This is a genomic window from Sandarakinorhabdus cyanobacteriorum, assembly GCF_002251755.1.
Classification (GTDB): domain Bacteria; phylum Pseudomonadota; class Alphaproteobacteria; order Sphingomonadales; family Sphingomonadaceae; genus Sandarakinorhabdus; species Sandarakinorhabdus cyanobacteriorum.
On sequence record NZ_NOXT01000080.1, the window covers coordinates 15768 to 39242 of the forward strand.

A 23475-nucleotide genomic window follows, 5' to 3' on the forward strand; every position below is an offset into this window, starting at 1 on the left:
AGTGGGCGTGGGAGAGTGGGCCGGCAAGACCGTGCTAGTGACAGGGGGATCAACCGGGATCGGCAATGCTGCTGCCCGGGCGTTCCGGGATAACGGGGCGCGGGTGATCGTCACCGGCACGCGGGGCAGTGCTGCCGATTATGCCGGCACCGATGGCGATCTGTCGGGCATTGACTATCACCAGCTCGACCAGGGCGACCTTGCTGCCGTGGCGGCGTTTGATCCCGGCGTGGCGCGGTTGGACGCGCTGGTCGTCTCCGGTGCCAAGGTGGCCTACAAGCGTGCCGAGTTCGTGCCCGAAATCTTTGCCGATGTGCTCGCCACCAATCTCACCGGCCCGATGGCGCTGGTGATGCGGTTCCGGGCGGCGCTGGCGGCAGCGCGCGGCAGTGTCATTCTGGTCGGCAGCGTCGCCAGCTTCAAGGGCACCATCGGCCAGCCGGCCTATTCGGCCAGCAAAGGCGGGCTGCTCACCCTCACCCGCACGCTGGCGCAGGCGCTGGGCGGGGAAGGGATCAGGGTCAATCTCGTCGCCCCCGGCCTGGTGCGGTCCAAGATGACCGCGATCACCTGGGAGCATCCCGATCGGCTGGCGGCCACCGAACGCCAGGTGCCGCTGGGCCGCATCGGCGAGCCCGACGATATCGCCGGCCCCATCCTGTTTCTGGCGTCCGATGCGGCGCGCTATGTCACCGGCACGTCGCTGGTGATCGACGGAGGACTCTCGGCATGAGCAACTGGGCACAGGGGCGCACCGTTCTTGTCACCGGCGGCACCCAGGGCATCGGCAAGGCGGTGGCCGAACAATTCACTGCGCAGGGTGCCAGCGTTACCGTCACCGGCACGCGCAGCCATATCAGCTGCTATGACGATCCGCCGGCCGATGTGGCCTATATCCAGGCCGATCTCACCTGGCCGGAAGCGCGCGCCGAAGTGGCGGCGCATTTCCACGCGCTGGATGTGCTGATCAACAACGCCGGCCGGGGTTCGGCGCGGGAATATGAGCAGGACGAATTCGAAGCCGTCATCGATACAAATCTGAACGCCGTCATGGACTTGTCGGTGCGCCTTCATCCGCTGTTGAAGGAAGCGCGCGGCAGCATCGTCAATGTCGGCAGCCTGGCCAGCTTCCTGGCGCTGAAGGAAACCCCGGCCTACACCGCGTCAAAGGCGGGCCTGCTCGGCCTCACCCGTGCGCTGGGCGACAAATGGGCCAATGATGGCGTGCGCGTGAACCTGGTTGCCCCCGGCTTCATCGAAACCCGCATGACCGAAGGCGCCCGCCAGAACCCGGAACGGGAAAGGCGCCTGATGAAGGCCATTCCAATGCTGCGCTGGGGCCAGCCGGCCGAGGTTGCCAACGCCATATTGTTCCTCGCCAGCCCGGCTGCCAGCTATATCACCGGGCAAAGCCTGGCCATCGATGGCGGCCTCATGCTGCGGTGATTGACGGGGCGCCGCCGCTGCCGCCATGCTGCCACCCGTCATGATGGAAGGGCAGGGATGGTGGGCAAGCGGCACGGCCTTGGGGCAGCAATCAGCATGGGCCTGGCGGCCATGACCATGGCAACGGCCAGTGGCGCCGCCCCGCCGCCCGAGGTGGCAGAGGCCTCCATCGCCGATCTGCAGGCGGCCATGCGCAGCGGGCGCACCAGCGCGCGCCAGCTGGTGCAGGCCTATCTGGCCCGCATTGCTGCCTATGATCAGGCCGGGCCGGCGCTCAACAGCATCGTCACCTTGAACCCCAATGCACTGGCCGATGCCGACGCGCTGGATCGGGAACGCGCCGAAAAGGGCCCGCGCGGGCCGTTGCACGGCATCCCGGTGCTGGTGAAGGACAATTATGACACGCACGACATGCCAACCGGCGGCGGAACCCTGGCGCTGGCGACGCTGCGACCGGCGAAGGACGCCGAACAGGTGGCCCGGCTGCGCGCGGCCGGCGCCATCATCCTGGGCAAGACGACCATGCACGAGCTGGCCGCCGGCACCATCACCATCAGTTCCCACACCGGGCAGACGCGCAATCCCTATGATCCCACCCGCTCGCCCGGCGGCTCCAGCGGCGGCACGGGCGCTGCGGTGGCCGCCAGTTTTGCGGCTGCCGGCATGGGCAGCGACACTTGCGGCTCCATCCGCATTCCGGCTGCCTATCAGAATCTGTTCGGCATCCGCACCACGCGCGGGCTGGCCAGCCGGCGCGGGGTGATGCCGCTGTCGGACACGCAGGATGTCGCCGGCCCGCTGGCGCGCTCGGTGGCCGATCTGGCCCTGATACTGGATGCCACCGTTGGCGAGGACAAGGCCGATCCGGTGACGCTGGGGGCGGATGCGAAAAGGCCGACATCCTATCTGGACAGCCTCACACCCGGCGCGCTGAAGGGCGCGCGGATCGGCGTGGTGCGGGCGATGTTCGTGGTGAACCCCGATGATGCGGAGGGGCGGCCGGTGTATGATCGGGCCATCACCGCCCTCAAGGCTGCCGGCGCCGAGGTTGTGGATGTGGACATCCCCCCGGCGGGCTGCCGACGACGGTGGAGATCACCGCTGGCTCCTACGAGTTTCTCGAGGATCTGGAACGCTATCTGGCCGGCCATCCGGGGGCGCCGGTCAGCGGTCTGAAGGCCATTGTTGCGGCCGGCCTGCACCATGATCAGCTGGAAACCCGCTTTGCCGATGCGCTGGCCTCGCCGGGGCGCAGCCATCCGGGCTATCGGGCCGTGCTGGCAAGGCAGGCCGCGACGCGCGCCAATGTCGAATCGCTGCTGGCCGGGCAACGGCTGGATGCGCTGCTCTACCCCTCTGCGCTGGGGCGGCCGCCGGTGATCGGGGCGGAGAATATCGCCAGCAATTGCCGCTTGTCGGCCGGCACCGGTCTGCCGGCCATCGCCATCCCGGCCGGTTTCACCGTGCGCGGCCTGCCAGTGGGCGTCGAGCTCATGGGTGCCGCCTTCAGCGAGCCGCGGCTGCTGGCACTGGCCCATGGCTGGGAACAGGCGGCGCAGCCTCGCCAGGCCCCGTTAAGCACGCCGCCGCTGGTGAATGGCCAGCCCCCGGCCACGCAATCCGGCAGCGCCCGCATCGCGGCGGGCAAGGCCGGAGCCACGCTCAACTGGCGCTATGACCCGCTCAATGCGCGGCTCACCGTGACGGCCCGTGTGACCGGCAGCGGCCAGCATGCGCCGGTGGCGCTGGCCCTGCACCGCAGCTCGGATGGCAAGCCCGGCCCGGTGCTGGCGCAGTTGCTTGGGCCCGGCGCTCGATCTGGTCAGGCAGACCTGCGTCTCGATGCTCGTGCGCGCGCCGATTTCGCTGCCGGGCGGCTCTATGCAACGCTGCACACCACCGGCCAACCGCTTGGCGCCGGGCGGGTGATACTGGCCCCGCGATAGCAGTCCTGATTACTGACCGCGCCGGCTCATGAAGGCCAGGCGTTCGAACAGCATCACGTCGGCCTCATTCTTGAGCAGCGCGCCGTGGAGCGGCGGGATCAGGGTCTTGGTGTCGCGGTTCCTGAGCACGTCGACCGGCAGATCCTCGTGCATCAACAGCTTCAGCCAATCGAGCAGTTCGCTGGTCGACGGCTTCTTCTTGAGGCCGGGCACCTCGCGCATGTCGAAGAAGATGTTGAGCGCTTCGCCGACCAGCGCGCGCTGAATGTCGGGGAAGTGGACGCGCACGATCGCCTCCATCGTGTCGCGATCCGGGAACTTGATATAGTGAAAGAAACAGCGGCGCAGGAAGGCGTCGGGCAGTTCCTTCTCGTTGTTCGACGTGATGATGACGATCGGGCGCTGGGCGGCCTTCACCCGCTCCCCGGTTTCGTAAACGTCGAACTCCATGCGGTCGAGCTCGGTGAGCAGATCGTTGGGAAACTCGATATCGGCCTTGTCGATCTCGTCGATCAGCAGCACCGGCAGCTTCTCGGAGGTGAAGGCCTCCCACATCTTGCCGCGCTTGATATAGTTGGCGATGTCGGACACGCGGGGATCGCCCAGCTGGCTGTCGCGCAGGCGGGACACCGCGTCATATTCATAGAGGCCCTGCTGTGCCTTGGTGGTGGATTTGACGTTCCATTCGATCAGCGGTGCGTCAAAGGCCTGGGCGATCTGGTGGGCCAAAACCGTCTTGCCGGTGCCCGGTTCGCCTTTCACCAGCAGCGGTCGCCGCAGGGTGACCGCGGCATTGACCGCGACCTTCAGATCATCGGTGGCCACATAACCGGACGTGCCCTGGAAGCGCATGCATAATCCCTTTCGTTGCAGCACAGGGTTAGGCAAGCCGCTGCGCCCTTGCAATCCTGTCATTGTGCGAAGGGCGGCGGCAGTGCCATAAAGCCGCAACACACATGGATTCGATTAAGACAAGGTAAAGCGGGGGTCGTCATCATTGGTCGTGCATTTCATCTGGCCATCGCCAGCGTGTTGCTTGCTGCCACTGCGGCACCAGCCCTGGCGGCGCCATCGGCGCTGATCCGCTGCGATGGTTATGGCCGCCGCCAGACCCCGGGTGAACAGGTGGGGCGCGGCATCCTGATTCTGGGCACGCTGGGCCTGTTCGGTAGTGCCGAGGCCGACAACCCCTCCGCCCGCGAGGCCGGCGAAAAGGGCATCACCGCCTGCACCGAAGCCCTCACCGACAGCCGCACCACCGGCAACCCGGTGCGCCGGGCCGAAGTGTTGATGATGCGCGGTGTGCGCCAGTTTGAAATGGGCCGCTTTGATGACGCGATCGCCGATGCCCGCGCCGCCCGCAGCGTTGAGCTGACCCCGCTGGTCCGCGCCCATTTCGATCGCAACATCGGTGCCAGCACGGTGATGCTGGAAGCCTTTGCCCGTCTGTCGCAGAACAACCAGGCCGAGGCGGAAAAGCTGGCGTTCCAAGCCGCCCAGGCCCGCCCGACCGGCCTGTTCATGGCCGAGGAGGCGCTGCGCAACATGGCCCTCACGCCCGAGATCAGCGCCGATGAAAAGCTGCTGCTCGACCGGGCCTGGCGGATGGCGCCCAATCTGCGGCCGGTGCTCAGCATGGCCGGCGCTGGCGACTGGACCGGGGCCGCTGCAGCCATCAAGACGCTGGTTGCCACCTTCCCCAAGCCGGGCGTGGTGGTGCTGTCGCACCAGGCGGCGCTGCAGGCGTTGGCCGGTGACAACAAGGGCGCCGAGGAAACCCTGGCCCGCGTGAGCCAGGATATCGATGAACTGGCCGCAAAGGCCGGCGGCACCGACCAGAATGCCCAGACCGCTGCCCAGCAGGTCGCCCGTGCCGACGAGATGGTGCAGCTGGCCAAGGCGCAGCTGGCCCTGAACCAGGGCAAGCTGGAAGAGGCCAAGGGCCTGCTTGCCGGCCGGCCGCGCTGGCTGTCTCCGGCCAGCCTGACGGCGCAGATCATCGCCAACGTGCAGGCCAAGGGCGGCCCCGGCACGGCGCCGGGCATTGATCCGGCCAAGATCCGCGCCGATGCCACCAAGGTGGCCCGCGATTCGCTCACCGGCAAGGGCGTGCTGAACAATCTGGTGGTGGCCCTGCCGCGCTGGGAAGATGCCAGCGAGGCGCAGGAATTCGGCAAGATGATCGCGCCCACGTCCAAGACGATGCAGCCCAAGCCAACCCGGGATGGCGCCGCCACCAGCATCGTTTCGGGCCGCTCTGCCGCGCTCGACACCGTGAACGAGGCCTTGCTGGTCGCGGCGGCCCGCGCGGCCGCTGCCAAGGGCCAGGACCGTTTTGCCGTGCTGTTCAACTTCGGTTCGAACCGCGGAACCCGCGCCGGCATCGCCAGCAGCTTCACCCTGTTCGATTTCGTCACGCCGGCAGACAGCCTGTTTGCCGCCCAGGCCGGCCGGGCGTTCACCGTGGCCGAGATCGAGACCGCGCTGGGCAGCCAATATCGCCCGCCCGCGCCCACGCGGTAACGGCGTCAGCGATAGGCGTAGATCACCTCGTCGGTCTGGCCGCCGGCAAAGCCGAACATGCTGCCCCGGCTGTCGGCGGTCTGGCTGGCCAGGCGCGGCTTGCCGTCCGGGCCAAGGCGGTAATCAAAGGTCTGTTCAAACCCGGTGACCTTGATCAGCAGGTTCAGCTTGAAGTTCTCGCGCGCGCGCACCTTCAGGCGCGCCACCCAGGGCTTGCCTTCGGTGGTGGCGATCACCGCCTTGCCCGAAAGATGGCTGGAAATATCGGCGCTGTCGGTGCGCACCGATCCAGCCGGCAGCACCGGGATCTTCAGGATCTTGCGGCCATCCTCATCCACTTGAACATCAGACGCGGCAGCCAGCAGGGCCGCGAGGCGATGATAGCCGGGCACCGGATTGGCGGCGGTGGCCTTGCGGAAACTCTTGAACTGGCTGGCCGAAGGCACCTTGCCGTTCACCGAAACCAGCGTCCAGCGCGCGCCATCCCAGCGCTCCACCGTGACCGTCTTCTCCTTGATGCCCGGCCCGCGCCGCACCGCCGTGGTGGTGCGTTCAAAGGCCATGCCGGCCGGATCAAGCGCGCGGGCATCGGTTATGATCGCCTCCCGCAGTGGCTCCAGCCGCAGATCGGGGGCCGGGCCGGCGCCGGCCAGCGCCAGGGCAATCAGGGGCAGGATCAGGGCGCGACCGGTTCTTGTCATTGCCAAACTGTTAGACTGCATGGTGCGCTGCGACAAGCTGTCACGCCTTCTGGTCGCCGCGCAGCCCGGCCTGCCCATCAAGCACCAGCTTGCTGCCCGGGCGCAGCGCCAGGGCGCGGGCGAAATCGGCGCGGGCACCGGCCTGGTCATCAACGGCCAACCGCAACCGCGCTGAACTGGCGGCGATTGGCACCGGCCACAGCGGCGGCTCGCGATAGGGCAGGCGGGCTTCCACGGCCTCCAGCGCGTGGTACAACTTGAGGGCCGCCGCCGTCTTGCCTCCGCCGCCAGCACGGCGGCACGGGCGCTGCCATCGATCAGGGTGGTGAGGGCGGCGCGCGGGTCCTCAGGGTCTTCGGCCGGCTTTAGGGTGGCGCGCAGCTGCCGGATCGCTGCCAGCTCGGTGCGGGCCACCGCCAGCTGGCCGGTGCGGGCAGCCGCCTCGGCCCGGCCGCCATGCCACATCAGGCGGGTGAGCTGCAGGCGCTGATCCGGGGCGGGCAGGGCGAGCACATCGGCCGGGGCCAACAGCTGCAGCCGCGCCTGCAGCGCCGACAGCCGCCGCACCTCGGCAAAGGCAGAGCCGGCCGCCCGTTCGATCGTGATGGAGGCTTCCAGCGCGTCCGCCGCCTTCAGCGCGGTGGCCGCATCGCCAAGCTGCAGGGCGGACGACAGGATGAAATGGGTGTGATGGTTGAAATAGCCATAATGGCGCGGATCATCGCCCACCGCGCGGGCATAAGCCTCGTCGGCGGCCACCGCGCGCTGGTTGGCGGCCAGGCTGTCGCCAAAGCGGCCCAGCCGGTACCAGGTGTGGCTGGGCATGTGCACCATGTGCGGCGCGGCGGGGGCTACCCGCTCCAGCCGGGCGGCCGGACCGGCGGCGAGATCGGGCGTGGCCGATGCTTCGGTGAGGTGGATCAGCAAATGGATGGCCTGCGGGTGATCCGGATTGCGTGCAAGAACGCGATCGACCAGCGCCAGCGCGGTGCCGGCCCGCGCCTTGGGCGTGCGGCCATCGGGCTGCCAATAATCCCATGGCTGGCTGCTCATGATCGCTTCAGCTGCCATGATCACGAGCAGATCATCATCGGGCCAACGCTGCGCCAGTGCCACCATCGTGTCGGCATAGGTCCCGCCATGGGCGCCATCGTCGGTGCCGCCCGGCGCATAGCGGGCCAGCAAGGCTTCGGCCACGGCTCGCTGCTTGTCGGTCAGGCCGGGGCTGGCCAAGGTTTTTTCCACCAGACCGCCCGCCTTTGCAATCTGGTCGGCCTTGATCGGCCCGCTGTTGATATAGGGCCCAAGGGCCAGCGCTTCGCCCCAACTGCACATGGCGCAAGCCGGATCGAGCCGGCCTGCAGCTTCGAAGCTCTTCAGCGCCTCGTCATAATCAAAGCCCCACAGCTGCCCCAAGCCCTGATCGAAAAAGGCCTGGGCCTGCGTCACCCGGCTGACGGCCATGTGCGCCGGGGTCAGACCAGCGACCAGCACGGCCTTGCCAGCGCCGCCCTGGGCCGCGCCCTCGCCGGTGCCACAGCGCGATTGGGCGGTGGCGGCGGCCAATGCGGCTTCGGGGCTGGTGGCTGGCGGCGCAGTCGGCGCGGCCAGCAGGGCAGCGGCAAGCGACAGCGCGGCGGGATAGGTGAGGGGATGGGCCATGGCCGCAAATGTGAAACAGGCGGCTGCCAATGGCAACCGCCTGCTTGTTTCAGCCCGGTCGGCCCCGATCAGACGTCGAGGAAGCTGCGCATCTTGCGGCTGCGCGACGGGTGCTTCAGCTTGCGCAGGGCCTTTGCCTCGATCTGGCGGATGCGCTCGCGCGTCACGCTGAACTGCTGGCCCACTTCTTCCAGCGTGTGATCGGTGTTCATGCCGATGCCAAAGCGCATGCGCAGCACGCGCTCTTCGCGCGGCGTCAGGCTGGCCAGCACCCGGGTCAAGGTTTCCTTCAGGTTGGAATGAATGGCGGCATCCACCGGGATCACCGCATTCTTGTCCTCGATGAAATCGCCCAGGTGGCTGTCTTCCTCGTCACCGATCGGCGTTTCGAGGGAGATCGGCTCCTTGGCGATCTTCATCACCTTGCGCACCTTTTCCAGCGGCATCGAAAGCCGCTCGGCCAGTTCCTCCGGCGTCGGCTCGCGGCCGATTTCGTGCAGGATCTGGCGGCTGGTGCGCACCAGCTTGTTGATGGTTTCGATCATGTGCACCGGAATGCGGATGGTGCGGGCCTGATCGGCGATGCTGCGGGTGATCGCCTGCCGGATCCACCAGGTGGCATAGGTGCTGAACTTGTAGCCGCGGCGATACTCGAACTTGTCCACCGCCTTCATCAGGCCGATATTGCCTTCCTGAATGAGATCAAGGAATTGCAGGCCACGGTTGGTGTATTTCTTGGCGATGGAGATGACGAGGCGCAGATTGGCCTCCACCATTTCCTTCTTGGCGATGCGGGCCTCGCGTTCGCCCTTCTGCACCATGTTGACGATGCGACGGAACTCGTTGAGGTCGACGCCCGTGGTCTCGGCGATGCCGCCCAGCTCGCGGCGGTTCTTTTCCACCGCGCCGGCTTCGGCGGCGGCAAAGGCCGCCCAACGCTTGTCGATGCCGGCCACACGGGCCATCCAGGCCTCGTCCATCTCGTTGCCAACATATTCGTCGAGGAAATTCTTGCGGTTGATCTTGTGCTTGTCAGCCAGGCGCAGCATGTTGCCGCCCAGCGCCATCAGCCGCTTGTTCTGGGTGTAGAGCGCCTCGACCAGCAGTTCGATCTTGTTGTTGTTGAAGTGGATCGACTGCACGCCGCGCGTCAGCTCCTCGCGCAGCTTCTGATATTTCTTCTCGTCACCCGCGGCAAAGGCCGGGCCGCCGTGCAGCGCCGACAGCCGGGCTTCCTGCAGCTTCTGGAACTTCTTGTAGGTGCCGGTGATCTCGGCAAACTTCTCCAGCGCCGCCGGCTTCAGTTGCTCTTCCATCTGGCCGAGCGACAGGCCGCCCTCGTCATCATCATCCGCCTCGGCGCGCTGGGGGGCGCGGCGCTCGGTGAATTCGTCTTCCTCGTCGGCCGGGGCGCTTTCGGCTTCCGGCTCTTCCTCTTCCTTGAACTGCACGGTGGGCAGGTCGCTGCCTTCGCCGCCTTCTTCCTCGCCCTCCACCGGATCCTTGGCCAGCATGGCTTCCAGATCCAGGATCTCGCGCAGCTGCATGCGGCCTTCGTTCAGCGCGTTGGACCATTCGATGATGGCGCTGAACGTCATCGGGCTTTCGCACAGCCCGGCGATCATGGTGTTGCGGCCGGCTTCGATGCGCTTGGCGATGGCGATTTCGCCTTCGCGGCTCAGCAGTTCCACCGCGCCCATTTCGCGCAGATACATGCGCACCGGATCATCGGTGCGATCGAGCGGGGCCTTGACTGCGGCAACCGGCGCCGGCGCCAGATCGCCATCCACCGGTTCGGCTTCCGGCTCTTCCTCTTCGGGCGCGTCGCCGTCGTCGGCGGCTTCCTCGTTCTCGACAACGTTGATGCCCATCTCGTTGATCGCAGACATGATGTCCTCGATCTGCTCGCTGGTCATCTGGTCCTGGGGCAGGGCCTCGTTGATTTCGTCATAGGTGATGTAACCGCGCTTCTTGGCGCGGGCGATCAGCTTCTTGATCGACGCTTCGTTCAGATCGATGAGCGGGGCATCGCCTTCGCTCTTGGCTTCGGTGGCTTCATTGGCGCCTGCTTTGGCCATTCGGTCCAACATCCTCGGCTGTCGGGGGCCGGATCGGCCCCGATTTAACGTCAATCACCCCGCCCACCCGGCGGTTGGTCGGGCGGTGCAGGGCGTGGCTGCGCGTCTATTATACACGCCTTAGCCTTCCCGGCGCGATTCCGCCAGTCTCATCATCGCCGCATCCAGCGCCTCGATATCACGGCGCAGTGCCTGCTGCGTCTCGTAATCCGCTTCGTCCAGGCTGGACTGAAAGCGCATGGTCACCTCGGCCAGTGCCCGCACCAGCCCCTGCCGGGCGGTCGCCTGCTGCACCGCGATGGCAAAATCCGCCGCCGCTTCGGCCAGGTCGGCCCGGTCCCGCACGAAACTGAAGACGAGGCCATTGCCCGCCAACAACTGTTGCACGGCCATGCCGAGCCCTTGTTCGGCAAGCTGGGCATGAAGGGCCGGTTTTTCAAGGGCCGGGTCACGGGCAGTGGCGGCCAGCAGGGCTGCGAGCACGGCGGCATCATCGCCATCATCGGGCCGCAGCGCCGCCAATGCATCGCCATGTTCATCGGCCAACGCCGGGCGCAGCAACAGCCCGGCAATCAGTGCTGTCACCAGCGGATCGCGCCGCCGGCTGGCCAGGGCCTTCAAGGCGGCCGATGCCGGCGGGATCGGCGCCTGCCATTTCTCGCCCGGCTTGCGCGGGGTCCAGGCCGGGCGCTGCGGCAGGGCCATGAAGGCCGCCTCAAAGCGCTGGCTGAATTCGGCCTGATAGAGGCTGCGCACATCGGGGTCGGCGATGCTGGCCGCTGCTTCCCGCAACCGCGCCCGCGCCTGGGCCCGGCGTTCCGGGGTGGCGGTTTCAAGCCCGGCGGTTTCCGACGTCCAGACATGATCGATGAGCGGCACCGCCCCGGCCAGCACCGCCTCGAACGCCGGTGCGCCACCGCTGCGGCAGATGTCATCCGGGTCTTGCCCCTGGGGCAGGGTCGCGATGCTGAGCGACTTGCCGGGTTTCAGCAGCGGCAGCGCCCGCAGGGCCGCACGTGTGGCGGCGCGGCTGCCGGCAGCATCGCCATCGAAACACAGGGTCGGCACGTCCACCAGCCGCCAGGCCAGCGCCAGCTGCTGCTCGGTCATCGCGGTGCCCAGCGGGGCGACGGCTTCGGCGATGCCAGCCTGGGCGAGGCCGATCACGTCCATATAGCCTTCCACCACGATCAGCCGGCCGGATTTGCGCGCCACTGGCCCGGCCTGATCCAGGTTGTAAAGCAGCCGCCCCTTGTCAAACAGCGGACCATCGGCGGAGTTGAGATATTTGGGCTGCACATCGCCCAGCGCGCGCCCGCCAAAGCCCACCACCCGCCCGCGCGCATCGCGGATCGGGAACATCAGCCGGCCGCGGAACCGGTCAAAATGCTCGCCATCATCCGCCTTGCCGATCAGCCCGGCTTCCAGCAGCTTGTCGGCCGTGGCGTCTTTCAGATGCCCGCGCAGCGCGGTGCGGCTGTCCAGCGAGAAGCCCAGTGCAAAGGCCTTCACCGTTTCGGCCTTCAACCCGCGCCGATCCAGATAGGCTCGGGCGGCTGCGCCCTTGTCGCCAGCCAGCTGGGCCTGGAACCAGGCCGCTGCCCGCGCGGTCAGCTCGACCAGGCTGTCCGCCACCTCGGCCTTGGCGCGGGCTTCGGGGGAGGGGGCGGGCACCTCCATCCCGGCCTCGGCCGCCAGCTGCTTCACCGCCTCCATGAACGGCAGGCCCATGCCATCGGTGAGGAAGCGGATCACATCGCCATGCGCACCGCAGCCAAAGCAATGATAAAAGCCCTTGTCGTCATTGACGTAGAAACTGGGCGTCTTCTCGTTGTGGAACGGGCAACAGCCCTTCATCTCCCGCCCGGCCCGCACCAGCTTCACGCGGCGCGCCACCAACGGCGAAATCGGCACGCGGGCGCGCAATTCGTCCAGGAAGGCGGGGGAGAGGGTCATCCCCGGCGATCAGCCCAAAGCCGCCTTCACCATCCCGCTCGCCTTCGACATGTCCAGCTTGCCGGCAAAGCGGTCCTTCACCGCCGCCATCACGCGGCCCATGTCCTTCACGGAGGAAGCGCCCAGTTCGGCCACCACGGCCTTGATCGCCGCCATCGCCTCGGCCTCGTCCATCTGCTTGGGCAGGAAGCTCTCGATCACCGCCAGTTCGGCGCGTTCGGCGTCGGCCAGTTCGGCGCGGCCGCCCTTGTCATACATTTCGATCGATTCCCGGCGCTGCTTGGCCATCTTCATCAGCACATCGGCCACCACCACATCATCATCGGCCGGCGCCGTGCCGGTGCGCAGCTCGATGTCCTTGTTTTTCAAGGCGGCGCTGATCAGACGCAGCGCCGATGTGCGGGCGGTGTCACGGGCCTTCATGGCCTCGATGGTGGCGGTCTTGATGGCGTCGCGCAGCATGGCGTCCTCATGAATGAAAATGCGGATTGATGTTTGCCCCTCGATAGCGTCTTGGGGCGGACAAGAATAGATTGACGGCGCGGCTGCACACCCTTAGGTGCGCGGCCGTTTGCCCGCAACCCGAAGGATTTCACCCATGGCCGATGCCAAAGCGCCCGTCCAACCCAAAGGCGCAACTGGCGTTCTGGTTTTGGCCGATGGCAGTGTGATCTGGGGCCATGGCTTTGGCGCCGAAGGGGTTGCGTTGGGGGAGGTGTGCTTCAACACCGCGATGACCGGATATCAGGAAGTGATGAGCGACCCCAGTTATGCCGGGCAGATCATCACCTTCACCTTCCCGCACATCGGCAATGTTGGCGCCAATGATGACGATATCGAATCGCCCAACCCGCATGCGCTGGGCTGCGTGGTGCGCGAACCCGTCACCCCGGCCGCCAATTTCCGCAGCCAGCGCCGCTTTGACGACTGGATGAAGAAGTGGGGCCGCATCGGCATTTCCGGTGTCGACACGCGCGCGCTGACCAAGCGCATCCGCACCGGCGGCGCGCCCAACGGCGTGATTGCCCACAACAAGGCCGGCCAGTTCAACATCAAGCAGCTCCTGTCCCAGGCGCGCGGCTGGCCGGGGCTGGAGGGGATGGACCTTGCCAGCGTGATCAGCGCCACCCAGAATTACGGCTGGGACGATGGCCTGTGGACGCTGCAGGGCGGCTATGGGTCACACAGCGGCAACCCCAATGGCCCGCATGTGGTGGCCATTGATTATGGCATGAAGCACAACATCCTGCGCAACCTCGTCGCCGCCGGCGCCCGGGTGACGGTGGTGCCGGCCACTGCGACGTTCGACGAGATCATGGCCCTGAAGCCGGCGGGCATCTTCCTGTCGAACGGCCCCGGCGATCCGGCCGCCACCGGCGTGCATGCGGTGCCGACCATCCAGAAGATCCTGAACGCCGGCCTGCCGCTGTTCGGCATCTGCCTGGGCCACCAGTTGCTGGGCCTGGCCGTGGGCGCGAAGACGCTGAAGATGACGCAGGGCCACCGCGGCGCCAACCATCCGGTCAAGCGCCTGTCTGACGGCCGGGTCGAGATCACCTCGATGAACCATGGCTTTGCCGTGGACACCGACACGCTGCCGCCGACGGCGCGGCCCACCCATATCTCGCTATTTGACGGCACGCTGGCTGGCCTGGAGCTGACCGACCGGCCGGCGTTCAGCGTGCAATATCACCCCGAAGCCAGCCCCGGCCCGCAGGATAGCCAATATCTGTTCCAGAAGTTCGTGAGCGCGCTGGAGCCAGTGGCATGAGCCTTGCCAAGGTCGATCCTGCCCTGCTTGCCGAAGAGCTGGCCGCCAATGAGGAGGTGCTGAGCGCACTGGCCGAAAATGGCGACATCGCCGCGATTTCGCGCCCGATCGATCTGCACTTCAAGGGCAACCAGACCAATATCGAGATGCTCGCCAGCAACGCCGAAACGCTGGGTTTTCGCTTTGTTGGCTTTGCAGAATATGAAGATGGCGACATGGCGGCTGATCTGCAGATCGACAGCACGTCTGACCGTGAGGCCATCTCCGCCCTGACCCGCCGCGCCCTTGAAATCGAGATTCTTCATGCCGTCGAGTTTGACGGCTGGGGCTGTCACGCTGAAACTGGACTTGCAGACTGATGCCCAAACGCACCGACATCAAATCCATCCTCATCATCGGCGCCGGCCCGATCATCATCGGCCAGGCCTGCGAGTTCGATTATTCGGGCACGCAGGCGGTCAAGGCGCTGAAGGGGGAGGGCTATCGCATCATCCTGGTCAACTCCAACCCGGCGACGATCATGACCGATCCGGAGCTGGCGGACGCGACCTATGTGGAGCCGATCACGCCCGAGATCGTTGCCAAGATCATCGCCAAGGAACGTCCCGATGCCGTGCTGCCCACCATGGGCGGCCAGACGGCGCTCAACACCGCGCTTGCCCTGCACCGCGATGGCACGCTGGAAAAATATGGCGTCGCCCTGATCGGCGCCGATGCCGAGGCCATCGACAAGGCCGAGGACCGCCTGAAATTCCGCGACGCCATGGACAAGATCGGGCTGGAAAGCCCGCGAAGCCGCATCGCCCACAGCGTGGAGGAGGCGCTGGCGGCGCTCGACCATGTTGGCCTGCCCTCCATCATCCGGCCCAGCTTCACCATGGGCGGCACCGGCGGCGGCATCGCCTACAACCGGGAAGAGTTCATCCGCATCGTCACCGGCGGCCTCGACGCCAGCCCCACCACCGAGGTGCTGGTGGAGGAAAGCGTGCTGGGCTGGAAGGAATATGAGATGGAGGTCGTGCGCGACAGGCACGACAATGCCATCATCATCTGCTCGATCGAGAATATCGATCCGATGGGCGTCCACACCGGCGACAGCATCACCATTGCCCCGGCGCTGACGCTGACCGACAAGGAATATCAGATCATGCGCAACGCCAGCATTGCGGTGCTGCGCGAGATCGGGGTGGAAACCGGCGGCTCCAACGTGCAGTTCGCGGTCAATCCCAAGGATGGCCGCCTGGTCGTCATTGAGATGAACCCGCGCGTGTCGCGCTCGTCGGCGCTGGCGTCCAAGGCGACCGGCTTCCCCATCGCCAAGGTCGCGGCGCTGCTTGCCGTCGGCTACACGCTTGACGAGATCATGAACGACATCACCGGCGCCACGCCGGCCTCGTTCGAACCGACCATCGATTATATCGTCACCAAGATCCCGCGTTTTGCCTTTGAAAAGTTCAAGGGCGCGCAGCCGCTGCTTGGCACCGCCATGAAGTCGGTCGGCGAGGTGATGGCCATCGGCCGCAACTGGCAGGAAAGCGTGCAGAAGGCGCTGCGCGGCCTCGAAACAGGGCTGACCGGCTTTGACGAGCTGCCGCATCTGCAGGGCGCCACCATCGAGGAGATCGAGGCGGCGCTGTCGAGCCCGACGCCGGACCGGCTGCTGGTGGCGGCTGACGCGCTGCGTGTGGGCATGAGCGTGGAGCGCATCCACCAGATCGCCAAGTTCGAGCCCTGGTTCCTGCGCCAGATGCAGGAATTGATCGCGGTGGAAGCCGGCGTGAAGGCGAACCGCCTGCCCACCGATGCCGCCGGGTTCCGCCGCCTGAAATCGCTGGGTTTTTCCGATGCCCGGCTGGCGAAGCTCGCCGGTATCAGCGAAGCCGAGGTCGCCGCCGCCCGCCGCGCTCTCGATGTGCGGCCGGTGTTCAAGCGCATCGACACCTGTGCCGGCGAATTCGCCGCCAAGACGCCTTACATGTACTCCAGCTATGAGGCGCCCAGCTTTGGTACGCCCGATTGCGAGAGCAACCCGAGCGCTGCGAAGAAGATCGTCATCCTCGGTGGTGGTCCCAACCGCATCGGCCAAGGCATCGAATTTGATTATTGCTGCTGCCACGCCTGTTTCGCGCTGGGGGACGCCGGCTTTGAAACCATCATGGTCAACTGCAACCCGGAAACCGTGTCGACCGATTATGACACGTCGGACCGGCTCTATTTCGAACCGCTGACGGCCGAGGATGTGCTGGAAATCCTGCACACCGAACAGAAGAATGGCGAACTGGTCGGCGTGGTCGTGCAACTTGGCGGGCAGACCCCGCTGAAGTTGGCGCAAGCGTTGCAGGATGCCGGCATCCCGATCCTGGGCACCAGCCCCGACAGCATCGATCTGGCCGAAGATCGGGAGCGTTTTGCCGCCCTCATCAACCAGCTTGGCCTGAAGCAGCCGGAAAACGGCATCGCCCGCTCGGCCGAGGAAGCGGTGAAGGTCGCCGAAACCATCGGCTATCCGGTGCTGATGCGCCCGTCCTATGTGCTGGGCGGCCGCGCCATGGAGATTGTCGACACCCGCGCCCAGCTGGAAACTTATATCCGCGAGGCAGTCGTCGTCTCCGGCACCTCGCCGGTGCTGATCGACCGTTATCTGCGCGATGCCATCGAGGTGGATGTGGACGCGGTGGCCGATGGCGAGACCGTCCACGTTGCCGGTGTGCTGCAGCATATCGAGGAGGCCGGCGTGCACTCGGGCGACAGCGCCTGCTCACTGCCGCCCTACAGCCTGCCCGCCGACATCATCGCCGAAATCGAGCGCCAGACCGATGTTCTGGCCCGCGCGCTCAAGGTCAAGGGCCTGATGAACGTGCAATATGCCGTGAAGGATGGCGAGGTGTACCTGATCGAGGTCAACCCGCGCGCCAGCCGCACCGTGCCGTTCACCGCCAAGGCGACCGGCATCCCGGTGGCCAAGATCGCCGCGCGCGTGATGGCCGGCGAGCGGCTGGCGGACTTCGATCTGTCGCCGCGCAATGTCGGCAACCATATCGCCGTCAAGGAAGCCGTGTTCCCGTTCGCCCGCTTCCCCGGCGTTGATCCGGTGCTCGGCCCCGAAATGCGCTCCACCGGTGAGGTGATGGGCATTGATGGCGATTTCGCCACTGCCTTCGCCAAAAGCCAATTGGGCGCCTTCACGAAATTGCCGAACGAAGGCCGTGTGTTCATCAGCGTGAAGGACAGCGACAAGCCGCAGATCATCGATGCCGCCCGCGATCTGGTGGGCATGGGCTTCCAGTTGGTCGCCACCAGCGGCACTGCTGCCGTGCTCGGCGCCGCCGGCATCCCGGTCACGCTGGTCAACAAGGTTGCCGAAGGCCGCCCGCACATCGTTGACCGCATCAAGGATGGCGAGATCGCGCTGATCTTCAACACCACCGAAGGGCTGCAATCGCTGAAGGACAGCCAGTCGATCCGCGCCTCTGCCCTGTATGGTCGTGTGCCGTATTACACGACGGCACCGGCCAGCCGGGCGGCGGTGGCAGCGATTGCGGCGATGCGCCGGCATTCCCTTGAAGTTCGGCCGCTACAATCCTATCATCACCAATCCTGACGGGCATGACGGCCCGTTGAACAGCCCCTGGCGGCGGCGTTTGCGAACGCGCCTTCAGGGGCATATCTTTGAAACGACTTGCAGGATAGTTTGAAACCATGGCGAGTTTGGACAAGGTGCCGATGCTGCCGACCGGGCATGAAGCCCTGTTGGTGCAGCTGCGGCAACTGAAGGAAGTGGAGCGTCCGGCGGTGGTGGAAGCCATCGAGGAAGCCCGCGCCCATGGCGATCTTTCGGAAAATGCCGAATATCACGCCGCCAAGGAACGCCAGGGCCAGATCGAAGCCCAGGTGATCGAACTGGAAGACATGCTGGCCCGCGCCGTCGTGATCGATCCGAAGACCCTGTCGGGCGACAAGGTGGTGTTTGGCGCCACCGTCCACCTGCTTGATGAGGACGACAAGCCGGTCAAATATCAGATCGTTGGCCAGCATGAAGCCGATGTGCGCGCCGGCCGCATCAGCTTCTCCTCGCCGCTGGGCCGCGCCCTGATCGGCCGCCGCAAGGGCGACGAGGTGGAAGTGAACACCCCGTCGGGCGACAAATATTATCTGATTGAAACGCTGGAATTCGTCTGATCAATCCACCGGCACGCCCGGGCGTTGCAGGCTGGTGCGGATCACGAAGCTGGTTTTCACGCTTTCAACGTTCGGGGCCGGGGTCAGCTGGCTGGTCAGGAATTTCTGGAACTCCTGCAGATCGTGGGCGACCACCTTCAGCATGAAGTCGATCTCGCCATTCAGCATATGGCATTCGCGCACCTGGGGCAGCGTGGCGACATGCTCTTCAAAGGCGCGCAGGTCGGCTTCGGCCTGGCTCTTCAGGCTGACCATGGCGAACACGGTGATGCCATAACCCAGTGCCACACTGTCCAGATCGGCGTGATAGCCGCGGATGACGCCATTGTCCTCCAGCGCGCGCACCCGGCGCAGACAGGGCGGCGCGGTCAGCCCGGCACGATTGGCCAGATCGACATTGGTGATGCGGCCTTCCGACTGCAGATGGCGCAGGATCACCCGGTCGATATCGTCGATCGGCAGGCGCGAACGGTGGACCAAGGGCAAGACTCCAATCTTTATGTGCCGGATTTGATAACATTGTTTCAAAACCGCGCAAGATGCGGTGTGATAACTGCGTCGATTGCGCAAGCCGACCCATGCGCGCCGCACCGGGCTGGAAAAGCCGGCATTTTGGCTTAAGTCAGGTGCAAACCTTCAGGCGGCGTTCCCGCCCATCCGGAGATTCGCAATCATGTCCCGTCATGCCAAGGTCCTCATCATCGGTTCCGGCCCGGCCGGCTACACCGCCGCCGTCTATGCCGCCCGCGCCATGCTGGCCCCGGTGCTGATCCAGGGCCTGCAGCCCGGCGGGCAGTTGACCATCACCACCGAGGTGGAAAACTGGCCCGGCGAGACGATGGTGATGGGCCCCGATCTGATGGTGAAGATGGAGGCCCAGGCCCGCCATGTCGGCGCCGAGATCATCACCGACATCGTGACGAAAGTTGACCTGTCGCAGCGCCCCTTCGTGCTGGAAACCGACAGCGGCCAGGGCTGGACGGCCGACACGCTGGTGATTGCCACCGGCGCCCAGGCCCGCTGGCTGGGGCTGGACAGCGAGACCAAGTATCGCGGCTTCGGCGTTTCGGCCTGCGCCACCTGCGACGGCTTCTTCTTCCGCGGCAAGGAAGTGGTGGTCGTCGGCGGCGGCAACACGGCGGTGGAGGAGGCGATGTTCCTCACCAAGTTTGCCTCCCGGGTCCATCTCGTCCACCGCCGCGGCGAACTCAGGGCCGACAAGACCAACCAGGCCCGCCTGCTGGAAAACCCCAAGGTGGTGATGCACTGGCACGCCGAAGTCGCGGAAGTCCACGGCCAGGATATGCCGTTGAAGGTGGAGGGCGTCACCCTGCGCGACACCCGCGATGGCAGCACCCGCCTGCTGCCCGCTGATGGCCTGTTCGTCGCCATCGGCCATGTGCCGGCGACCAGCCTGTTCACCGGCCAGCTGACCATGGATGACGAGGGCTATATCATCACCGCGCCCGACAGCACCGCCACCAGCGTGCCCGGCGTGTTTGCCGCTGGCGACGTGAAGGACAAGCTGTATCGCCAGGCCGTCACCGCCGCCGGCATGGGCTGCATGGCCGCGCTTGAAGCCGAGCGGTTTCTGGCGCACGGTTGAGGCCTGAACGGGGGCAGGGGATCACAGGTGCAGCCGGGCATCAATCTCGATTGGGAAAAGCTGCGCCTGTTCGATGTCGTGGCCGATGCCGGCAGCTTTACCGAGGCCGCCCGCCGCCTGCACATGAGCCAGCCCGCCCTGTCGCGCCAGATCGCGGCGCTGGAAGAAAGCCTGGGCGCCAAGCTGTTCCACCGCCACGCCCGCGGCCTTGCCATGACTCACGAGGGCGAGCAGCTGCGCAGCGCCACATCCGACATGCACGAGCGCATCGACCGTGCCGCCCAAGCCATCGATGCCAGCCGCGACCGGCCGACCGGTGCGATCCGGCTCACCACCACAGTCTCATTCGGCTCGACCTGGCTGGCGCGGCAACTGGGCGATTTCCTTGATCTCTATCCCGATATCAGCGTCCACCTGATGCTGACCGATGCCGATCTGGATCTGGCCAAGCGTGAGGCCGATGTCGCCATCCGCTTCCACCGGCCGTTCCAGAGCGAGCTGATGCAGCGCCCGCTCGCCAACATTCGTCACTATCTGGTCGCCAGCCCTGATTATCTCGCCCGTCATGGCGAACCCAGGACCATCGCCGATCTGGAACAGCACCGGCTGATTGCCTATGGCGATGCCGCGCCCGATTATCTGAAGGGCATCAACTGGATCCTGGAACTCGGCCACGAAGGCCATCCCCGCCCGGCCGCGCTCACCATCAACAACAGCCATGGCGTGCTGCAGGCGGTTGAGTCGGGCGCCGGCATCGCCGCGCTGCCATCTTATCTCATCCGCTCGTCGGGGCGGGTGCAGGTGGTGCTGCCGCAGGTGGAAGGGCCGGTGTTCCGGACCTTCTTCACCTATCCGTCGGAACTGCGCCGGTCCCTGCGCATTGCCGCGCTGCGGGATTTCCTGGTCGATCGCATGACCAGCCAGGCCCTCGATATGTGAGGCAGCCTGTCGCAGCCATTTTGGCTGTGGCGGAAATTTGCGCAAAATCAAATATCTGCCGGCGGTCACGCGCACACCCCATGCAAAAAATGCATGGCTGCAGCGCGATATTGTGCACTGCAAAACGCCCCGGCTAATCCGTAGATAGATCGTGTCGCCGCGATAGCGGTCACGCCGGGTCCGCCGCACTCCTCCCCTCTCGCGGCTCACCCGGCCGGCAGGCGCTCTCCTCCCCCCTTGATGCGCCTTGCCAGCCCGGATGCGCCACTCCTCCCCTCCCGGCGCCATTCCGGGCGAAATATCGGGCCGGATGCCTCCCCCAGGCATCCGGCCCTTTTTTCATCCTGCGACCAAGCGTCCTCTGCACGGGCCGAGCCGGCCTTCCCATTTTGCCATGGCTGCGCTAACCGCTCAGGCACCGGGCCGGGCCTGTAGCTCAACGGTTAGAGCTGGCCGCTCATAACGGCTAGGTTGGGGGTTCGAATCCCTCCGGGCCCACCGGTGTTGTGAAAGGATGAGGCGTCTGGGCGTGTCGGCAGAACAAGCGGAATCCACAGCCGCCAAACGCCCCCGCGCCACCTGGACCACCTGGGTCGGCGCCGCGCTCGGCCTGCTGGTGCTCGGCCTTGCCGCCTGGGGCCTGAAGAAGATTTCCGGCCAGGTCACGCTGGATGACGTGATCCGCGAGATCAATTCCACCCCGGCGCATCTGATTGTCTTTGCCGCGGCTTCCACCTTCCTCTCCTATGTCGTGCTGGTCGGCTATGACTGGTTCGCCACCCGGCATCTGGGCTACAGGATCGGCTGGCCGATGCTGGCCGCCGCCAGCTTCTCCAGCTTCACCATGAGCCACACGCTGGGCGTTACCATCCTCACCGGCGGCACGGTGCGCTATCGCATCTACACCCGCGAAGGCGTGCGCCCGGCCGATATCGCCATGATCATCCTGCTCTGCGGCTGGACCTTCTGGCTGGGCATCATCTTCGTCGCCGGCGTTGGCCTCGTCGTCTCGCCCACCCTGATGCCGCAGCAGCTGCGCGAGTGGGCGCCGCCAGCGGTGGAGGAGTTCATCGGCGCGCTGTTCCTGGCCGGCGTCGCGCTTTACACCATTCTCGCCTCCACCTGGCGGCGCGAATTCCGGCTGTGGCGCTATCGCTTCACCATTCCCAACGGCAAGGAAACCCTGCAGCAGATCGCCATCGGCACCATCGATCTGGCCTTTGCCGGTGGCGCTCTCTACATCCTGCTGCTGCCGGTGGCCGGCATCCCCGATCTGCTCACCTTCCTGGTCATCTATGCCGTTGCCATGGTCTCGGGCGCGCTGGCCCATGCGCCGGGCGGCATCGGCGTGTTCGAACTGGTCATCGTTGGCCTGATGCCAGAGGCGGACAAGGCCGGTGTGCTCGCCGCCGTGGCGCTGTTCCGCCTGATGTATACCTTCGTGCCGTTCGTGCTGGGCGCCGGCGTGATCGCCGTGCTGGAATGGAAAGCGCTCAGAACGGCCCGCGCCGCAGCTGCTCTGCCCGCTGCGCCAGCTTCTGCCGCCAGCGAGGCGTGAGCGCGGCCATCGCCGCCAGCTCTTCCAGCTCATCCAGCTTTCCGGCCCGCCCGGCGGCAATCGGGGTGAAGCGCCTGATCGGCCAATCGCCGTGCGGCCGTTCGATCACATCATGGCCATCACCAGCGGCAATCGCGCCGCCTTCCAGCACCCGGAAATACCAGCCGCAGCGGCCCGAAAGGGTCATCGCCTTCACCACGCGCTTGCTGCCCAGCACGGCGGCAAAGGTGGAGCAGGGCTCCCGGATCTGGGCGATCTGCAGCGTGGCGCTGCCACAGCGGATTACGTCGCCCAGGCACAGGCTGGCCTCGTCCAGGCCGTCCACCACCAGATTTTCGCCCATGGCACCGGGCACGAAGCGCTCTGCAAAGTCCGGAAATTCGGCGATCCAGCCGGCATAGCCCGACAGCGGATAGGCATAGACCGCCTTGTCCGGCCCGCCGTGCACGCGGGTGTTGCCAACCTGGTCGCCCGCCAGCCCCAGTTCGTGCACCGCAACCGGCCCTGCAACCGGCTGGCGGTGATAGGCTGATGGCAGCGCCACGCCAGCAATGGGCTGCGGCCGCCCGATGCGCAGCTGCGCGATTATGCCACTTGCGATCATGGCCATTTCCTCTGACACTGCGGGCCTTGTTCAACAAGCTGAAAGGAGGTGATCCAGTGTCTCATTGCTTCATCATTGGCGCAAAAGCGCTGGTGGCCCCGGTCGAGATCGGGGCGCGCTGACACCAGACACCGGCCTTTTGCGACCGGATGACAATGTGGGGCTGCCGGGAAACCGGCAGCCCCGTTTGTTTTGGCCGCCGTGTTCATCATCGCAATATTTTGCTTGCCAAGCTTCGGCATGCGCGTCGAAACAGGCACCAAGCCGGCCATTGGGGCCTGCCGGCCGAGGGGAGTGATCATGCGTCGAACCAGGAATGCGGCAGCGCTTTGGCTGCTGCTGGCGCCGGCAATGCCGGTGATGGCACAACCGGCACTGGGCGTGGGGTCCCCGCCACCGGCCGCAACCAGCGTTGCCAAGCCGCCAATCGTGATGACCGCCAAGCCGCTGAAAGCCCTGCAGCTCAGCAAGGTGGGCACCTCCATTAACTCAGCTGAGCACCGCGC

At 66.1% G+C, this 23475-nt stretch carries 20 protein-coding genes and 1 tRNA gene; 14 read left to right on the forward strand and 7 right to left on the reverse strand.

Annotation, left to right across the window (positions count from 1 at the left end):
- The first annotated feature begins 7 nt into the window (after positions 1–7).
- The 4 genes from CHU93_RS03520 (at position 8) to CHU93_RS03535 (ending at position 3392) form a co-directional block, all read left to right on the forward strand.
- Positions 8–733, forward strand: a complete 726-nt coding sequence (locus CHU93_RS03520) for an SDR family NAD(P)-dependent oxidoreductase (RefSeq protein ID WP_207759204.1) — start codon at positions 8–10, stop codon at positions 731–733.
- Positions 730–1446 carry an SDR family NAD(P)-dependent oxidoreductase gene (locus tag CHU93_RS03525; RefSeq protein ID WP_094472785.1) on the forward strand — a complete coding sequence of 239 codons (717 nt, stop codon included), beginning with the start codon at positions 730–732 and terminating at the stop codon, positions 1444–1446. The genes CHU93_RS03520 and CHU93_RS03525 overlap by 4 nt, the downstream gene beginning before the upstream one ends.
- Before the next feature lie 111 nt (positions 1447–1557).
- Positions 1558–2622: an amidase gene (locus CHU93_RS03530; protein ID WP_165768581.1), complete on the forward strand. Its 1065-nt coding sequence runs from the start codon at positions 1558–1560 to the stop codon at positions 2620–2622.
- Positions 2535–3392 carry an amidase family protein gene (locus CHU93_RS03535; RefSeq protein ID WP_094472787.1) on the forward strand — a complete coding sequence of 286 codons (858 nt, stop codon included), beginning with the start codon at positions 2535–2537 and terminating at the stop codon, positions 3390–3392. The genes CHU93_RS03530 and CHU93_RS03535 overlap by 88 nt, the downstream gene beginning before the upstream one ends.
- A gap of 9 nt (positions 3393–3401) precedes the next feature.
- Here the strand turns inward: CHU93_RS03535 and CHU93_RS03540 are convergent, their stop codons facing one another.
- Positions 3402–4244, reverse strand: coding sequence for an AAA family ATPase (locus CHU93_RS03540; protein WP_086116313.1), 843 nt, complete (start codon positions 4242–4244; stop codon positions 3402–3404).
- A gap of 180 nt (positions 4245–4424) precedes the next feature.
- Here CHU93_RS03540 and CHU93_RS03545 point away from each other — a divergent pair, with 180 nt between their 5' ends.
- Entirely contained in the window at positions 4425–5915 is a 1491-nt protein-coding gene (locus CHU93_RS03545) for a hypothetical protein (protein ID WP_094472788.1), read from the forward strand.
- Between the two features lie 5 nt (positions 5916–5920).
- Here CHU93_RS03545 and CHU93_RS03550 read toward each other — a convergent pair whose 3' ends face one another.
- The 4 genes from CHU93_RS03550 to CHU93_RS03565 form a co-directional block, all read right to left on the reverse strand.
- Positions 5921–8278, reverse strand: a complete 2358-nt coding sequence (locus tag CHU93_RS03550; protein WP_094472789.1) for a hypothetical protein — start codon at positions 8276–8278, stop codon at positions 5921–5923.
- A gap of 68 nt (positions 8279–8346) precedes the next feature.
- Positions 8347–10356: an RNA polymerase sigma factor RpoD gene (gene rpoD, locus CHU93_RS03555; protein WP_094472790.1), complete on the reverse strand. Its 2010-nt coding sequence runs from the start codon at positions 10354–10356 to the stop codon at positions 8347–8349.
- 120 nt (positions 10357–10476) lie between these two features.
- Entirely contained in the window at positions 10477–12312 is a 1836-nt protein-coding gene (dnaG, locus tag CHU93_RS03560) for a DNA primase (RefSeq protein ID WP_094472791.1), read from the reverse strand.
- Between the two features lie 9 nt (positions 12313–12321).
- Complete coding sequence (locus tag CHU93_RS03565; protein WP_094472792.1) at positions 12322–12774, reverse strand: GatB/YqeY domain-containing protein; 453 nt, start codon at positions 12772–12774, stop codon at positions 12322–12324.
- A 136-nt stretch (positions 12775–12910) separates the two neighbouring features.
- On the opposite strand from CHU93_RS03565, the gene carA reads away from it, so the two are divergent.
- The 4 genes from carA to greA all read left to right on the forward strand — a co-directional run bounded on the left by carA (position 12911) and on the right by greA (position 18262).
- Positions 12911–14083 (forward strand): glutamine-hydrolyzing carbamoyl-phosphate synthase small subunit, encoded by a 1173-nt coding sequence (gene carA / locus CHU93_RS03570; protein ID WP_094472793.1) that lies wholly within the window; start codon positions 12911–12913, stop codon positions 14081–14083.
- Positions 14080–14442, forward strand: coding sequence for a ribonuclease E inhibitor RraB (locus CHU93_RS03575; RefSeq protein ID WP_094472794.1), 363 nt, complete (start codon positions 14080–14082; stop codon positions 14440–14442). Before carA ends, CHU93_RS03575 begins: the two co-directional genes overlap by 4 nt.
- Positions 14442–17684, forward strand: coding sequence for a carbamoyl-phosphate synthase large subunit (gene carB / locus CHU93_RS03580; RefSeq protein ID WP_094472795.1), 3243 nt, complete (start codon positions 14442–14444; stop codon positions 17682–17684). The genes CHU93_RS03575 and carB overlap by 1 nt, the downstream gene beginning before the upstream one ends.
- Positions 17685–17782: 98 nt before the next feature.
- The gene (gene greA / locus CHU93_RS03585; protein WP_086116302.1) at positions 17783–18262 is read left to right on the forward strand and encodes a transcription elongation factor GreA; all 480 of its coding nucleotides are present in this window, start codon (positions 17783–17785) and stop codon (positions 18260–18262) included.
- Here the strand turns inward: greA and CHU93_RS03590 are convergent, their stop codons facing one another.
- Positions 18263–18742, reverse strand: a complete 480-nt coding sequence (locus tag CHU93_RS03590; RefSeq protein ID WP_207759205.1) for an Lrp/AsnC family transcriptional regulator — start codon at positions 18740–18742, stop codon at positions 18263–18265.
- 193 nt (positions 18743–18935) lie between these two features.
- On the opposite strand from CHU93_RS03590, the gene trxB reads away from it, so the two are divergent.
- From trxB to CHU93_RS03610, 4 genes are all read left to right on the forward strand, one after another.
- Positions 18936–19868, forward strand: coding sequence for a thioredoxin-disulfide reductase (gene trxB / locus CHU93_RS03595; protein ID WP_094472796.1), 933 nt, complete (start codon positions 18936–18938; stop codon positions 19866–19868).
- A gap of 27 nt (positions 19869–19895) precedes the next feature.
- Positions 19896–20807 (forward strand): LysR family transcriptional regulator, encoded by a 912-nt coding sequence (locus tag CHU93_RS03600; RefSeq protein ID WP_086116300.1) that lies wholly within the window; start codon positions 19896–19898, stop codon positions 20805–20807.
- Positions 20808–21232: 425 nt separating this feature from the next.
- A tRNA-Ile gene (locus CHU93_RS03605) sits at positions 21233–21305 on the forward strand.
- Positions 21306–21336: 31 nt separating this feature from the next.
- Entirely contained in the window at positions 21337–22365 is a 1029-nt protein-coding gene (locus CHU93_RS03610) for a lysylphosphatidylglycerol synthase domain-containing protein (protein WP_165768582.1), read from the forward strand.
- On the opposite strand, the gene CHU93_RS03615 is transcribed toward CHU93_RS03610, so the two are convergent.
- Positions 22301–22969, reverse strand: coding sequence for an MOSC domain-containing protein (locus CHU93_RS03615; RefSeq protein WP_165768583.1), 669 nt, complete (start codon positions 22967–22969; stop codon positions 22301–22303). The two genes, CHU93_RS03610 and CHU93_RS03615, sit on opposite strands and share 65 nt — an antisense overlap.
- Positions 22970–23209: 240 nt before the next feature.
- Here CHU93_RS03615 and CHU93_RS17690 point away from each other — a divergent pair.
- Positions 23210–23475: hypothetical protein (locus CHU93_RS17690; protein ID WP_207759206.1), on the forward strand; the 266-nt coding region annotated here is incomplete at its 3' end.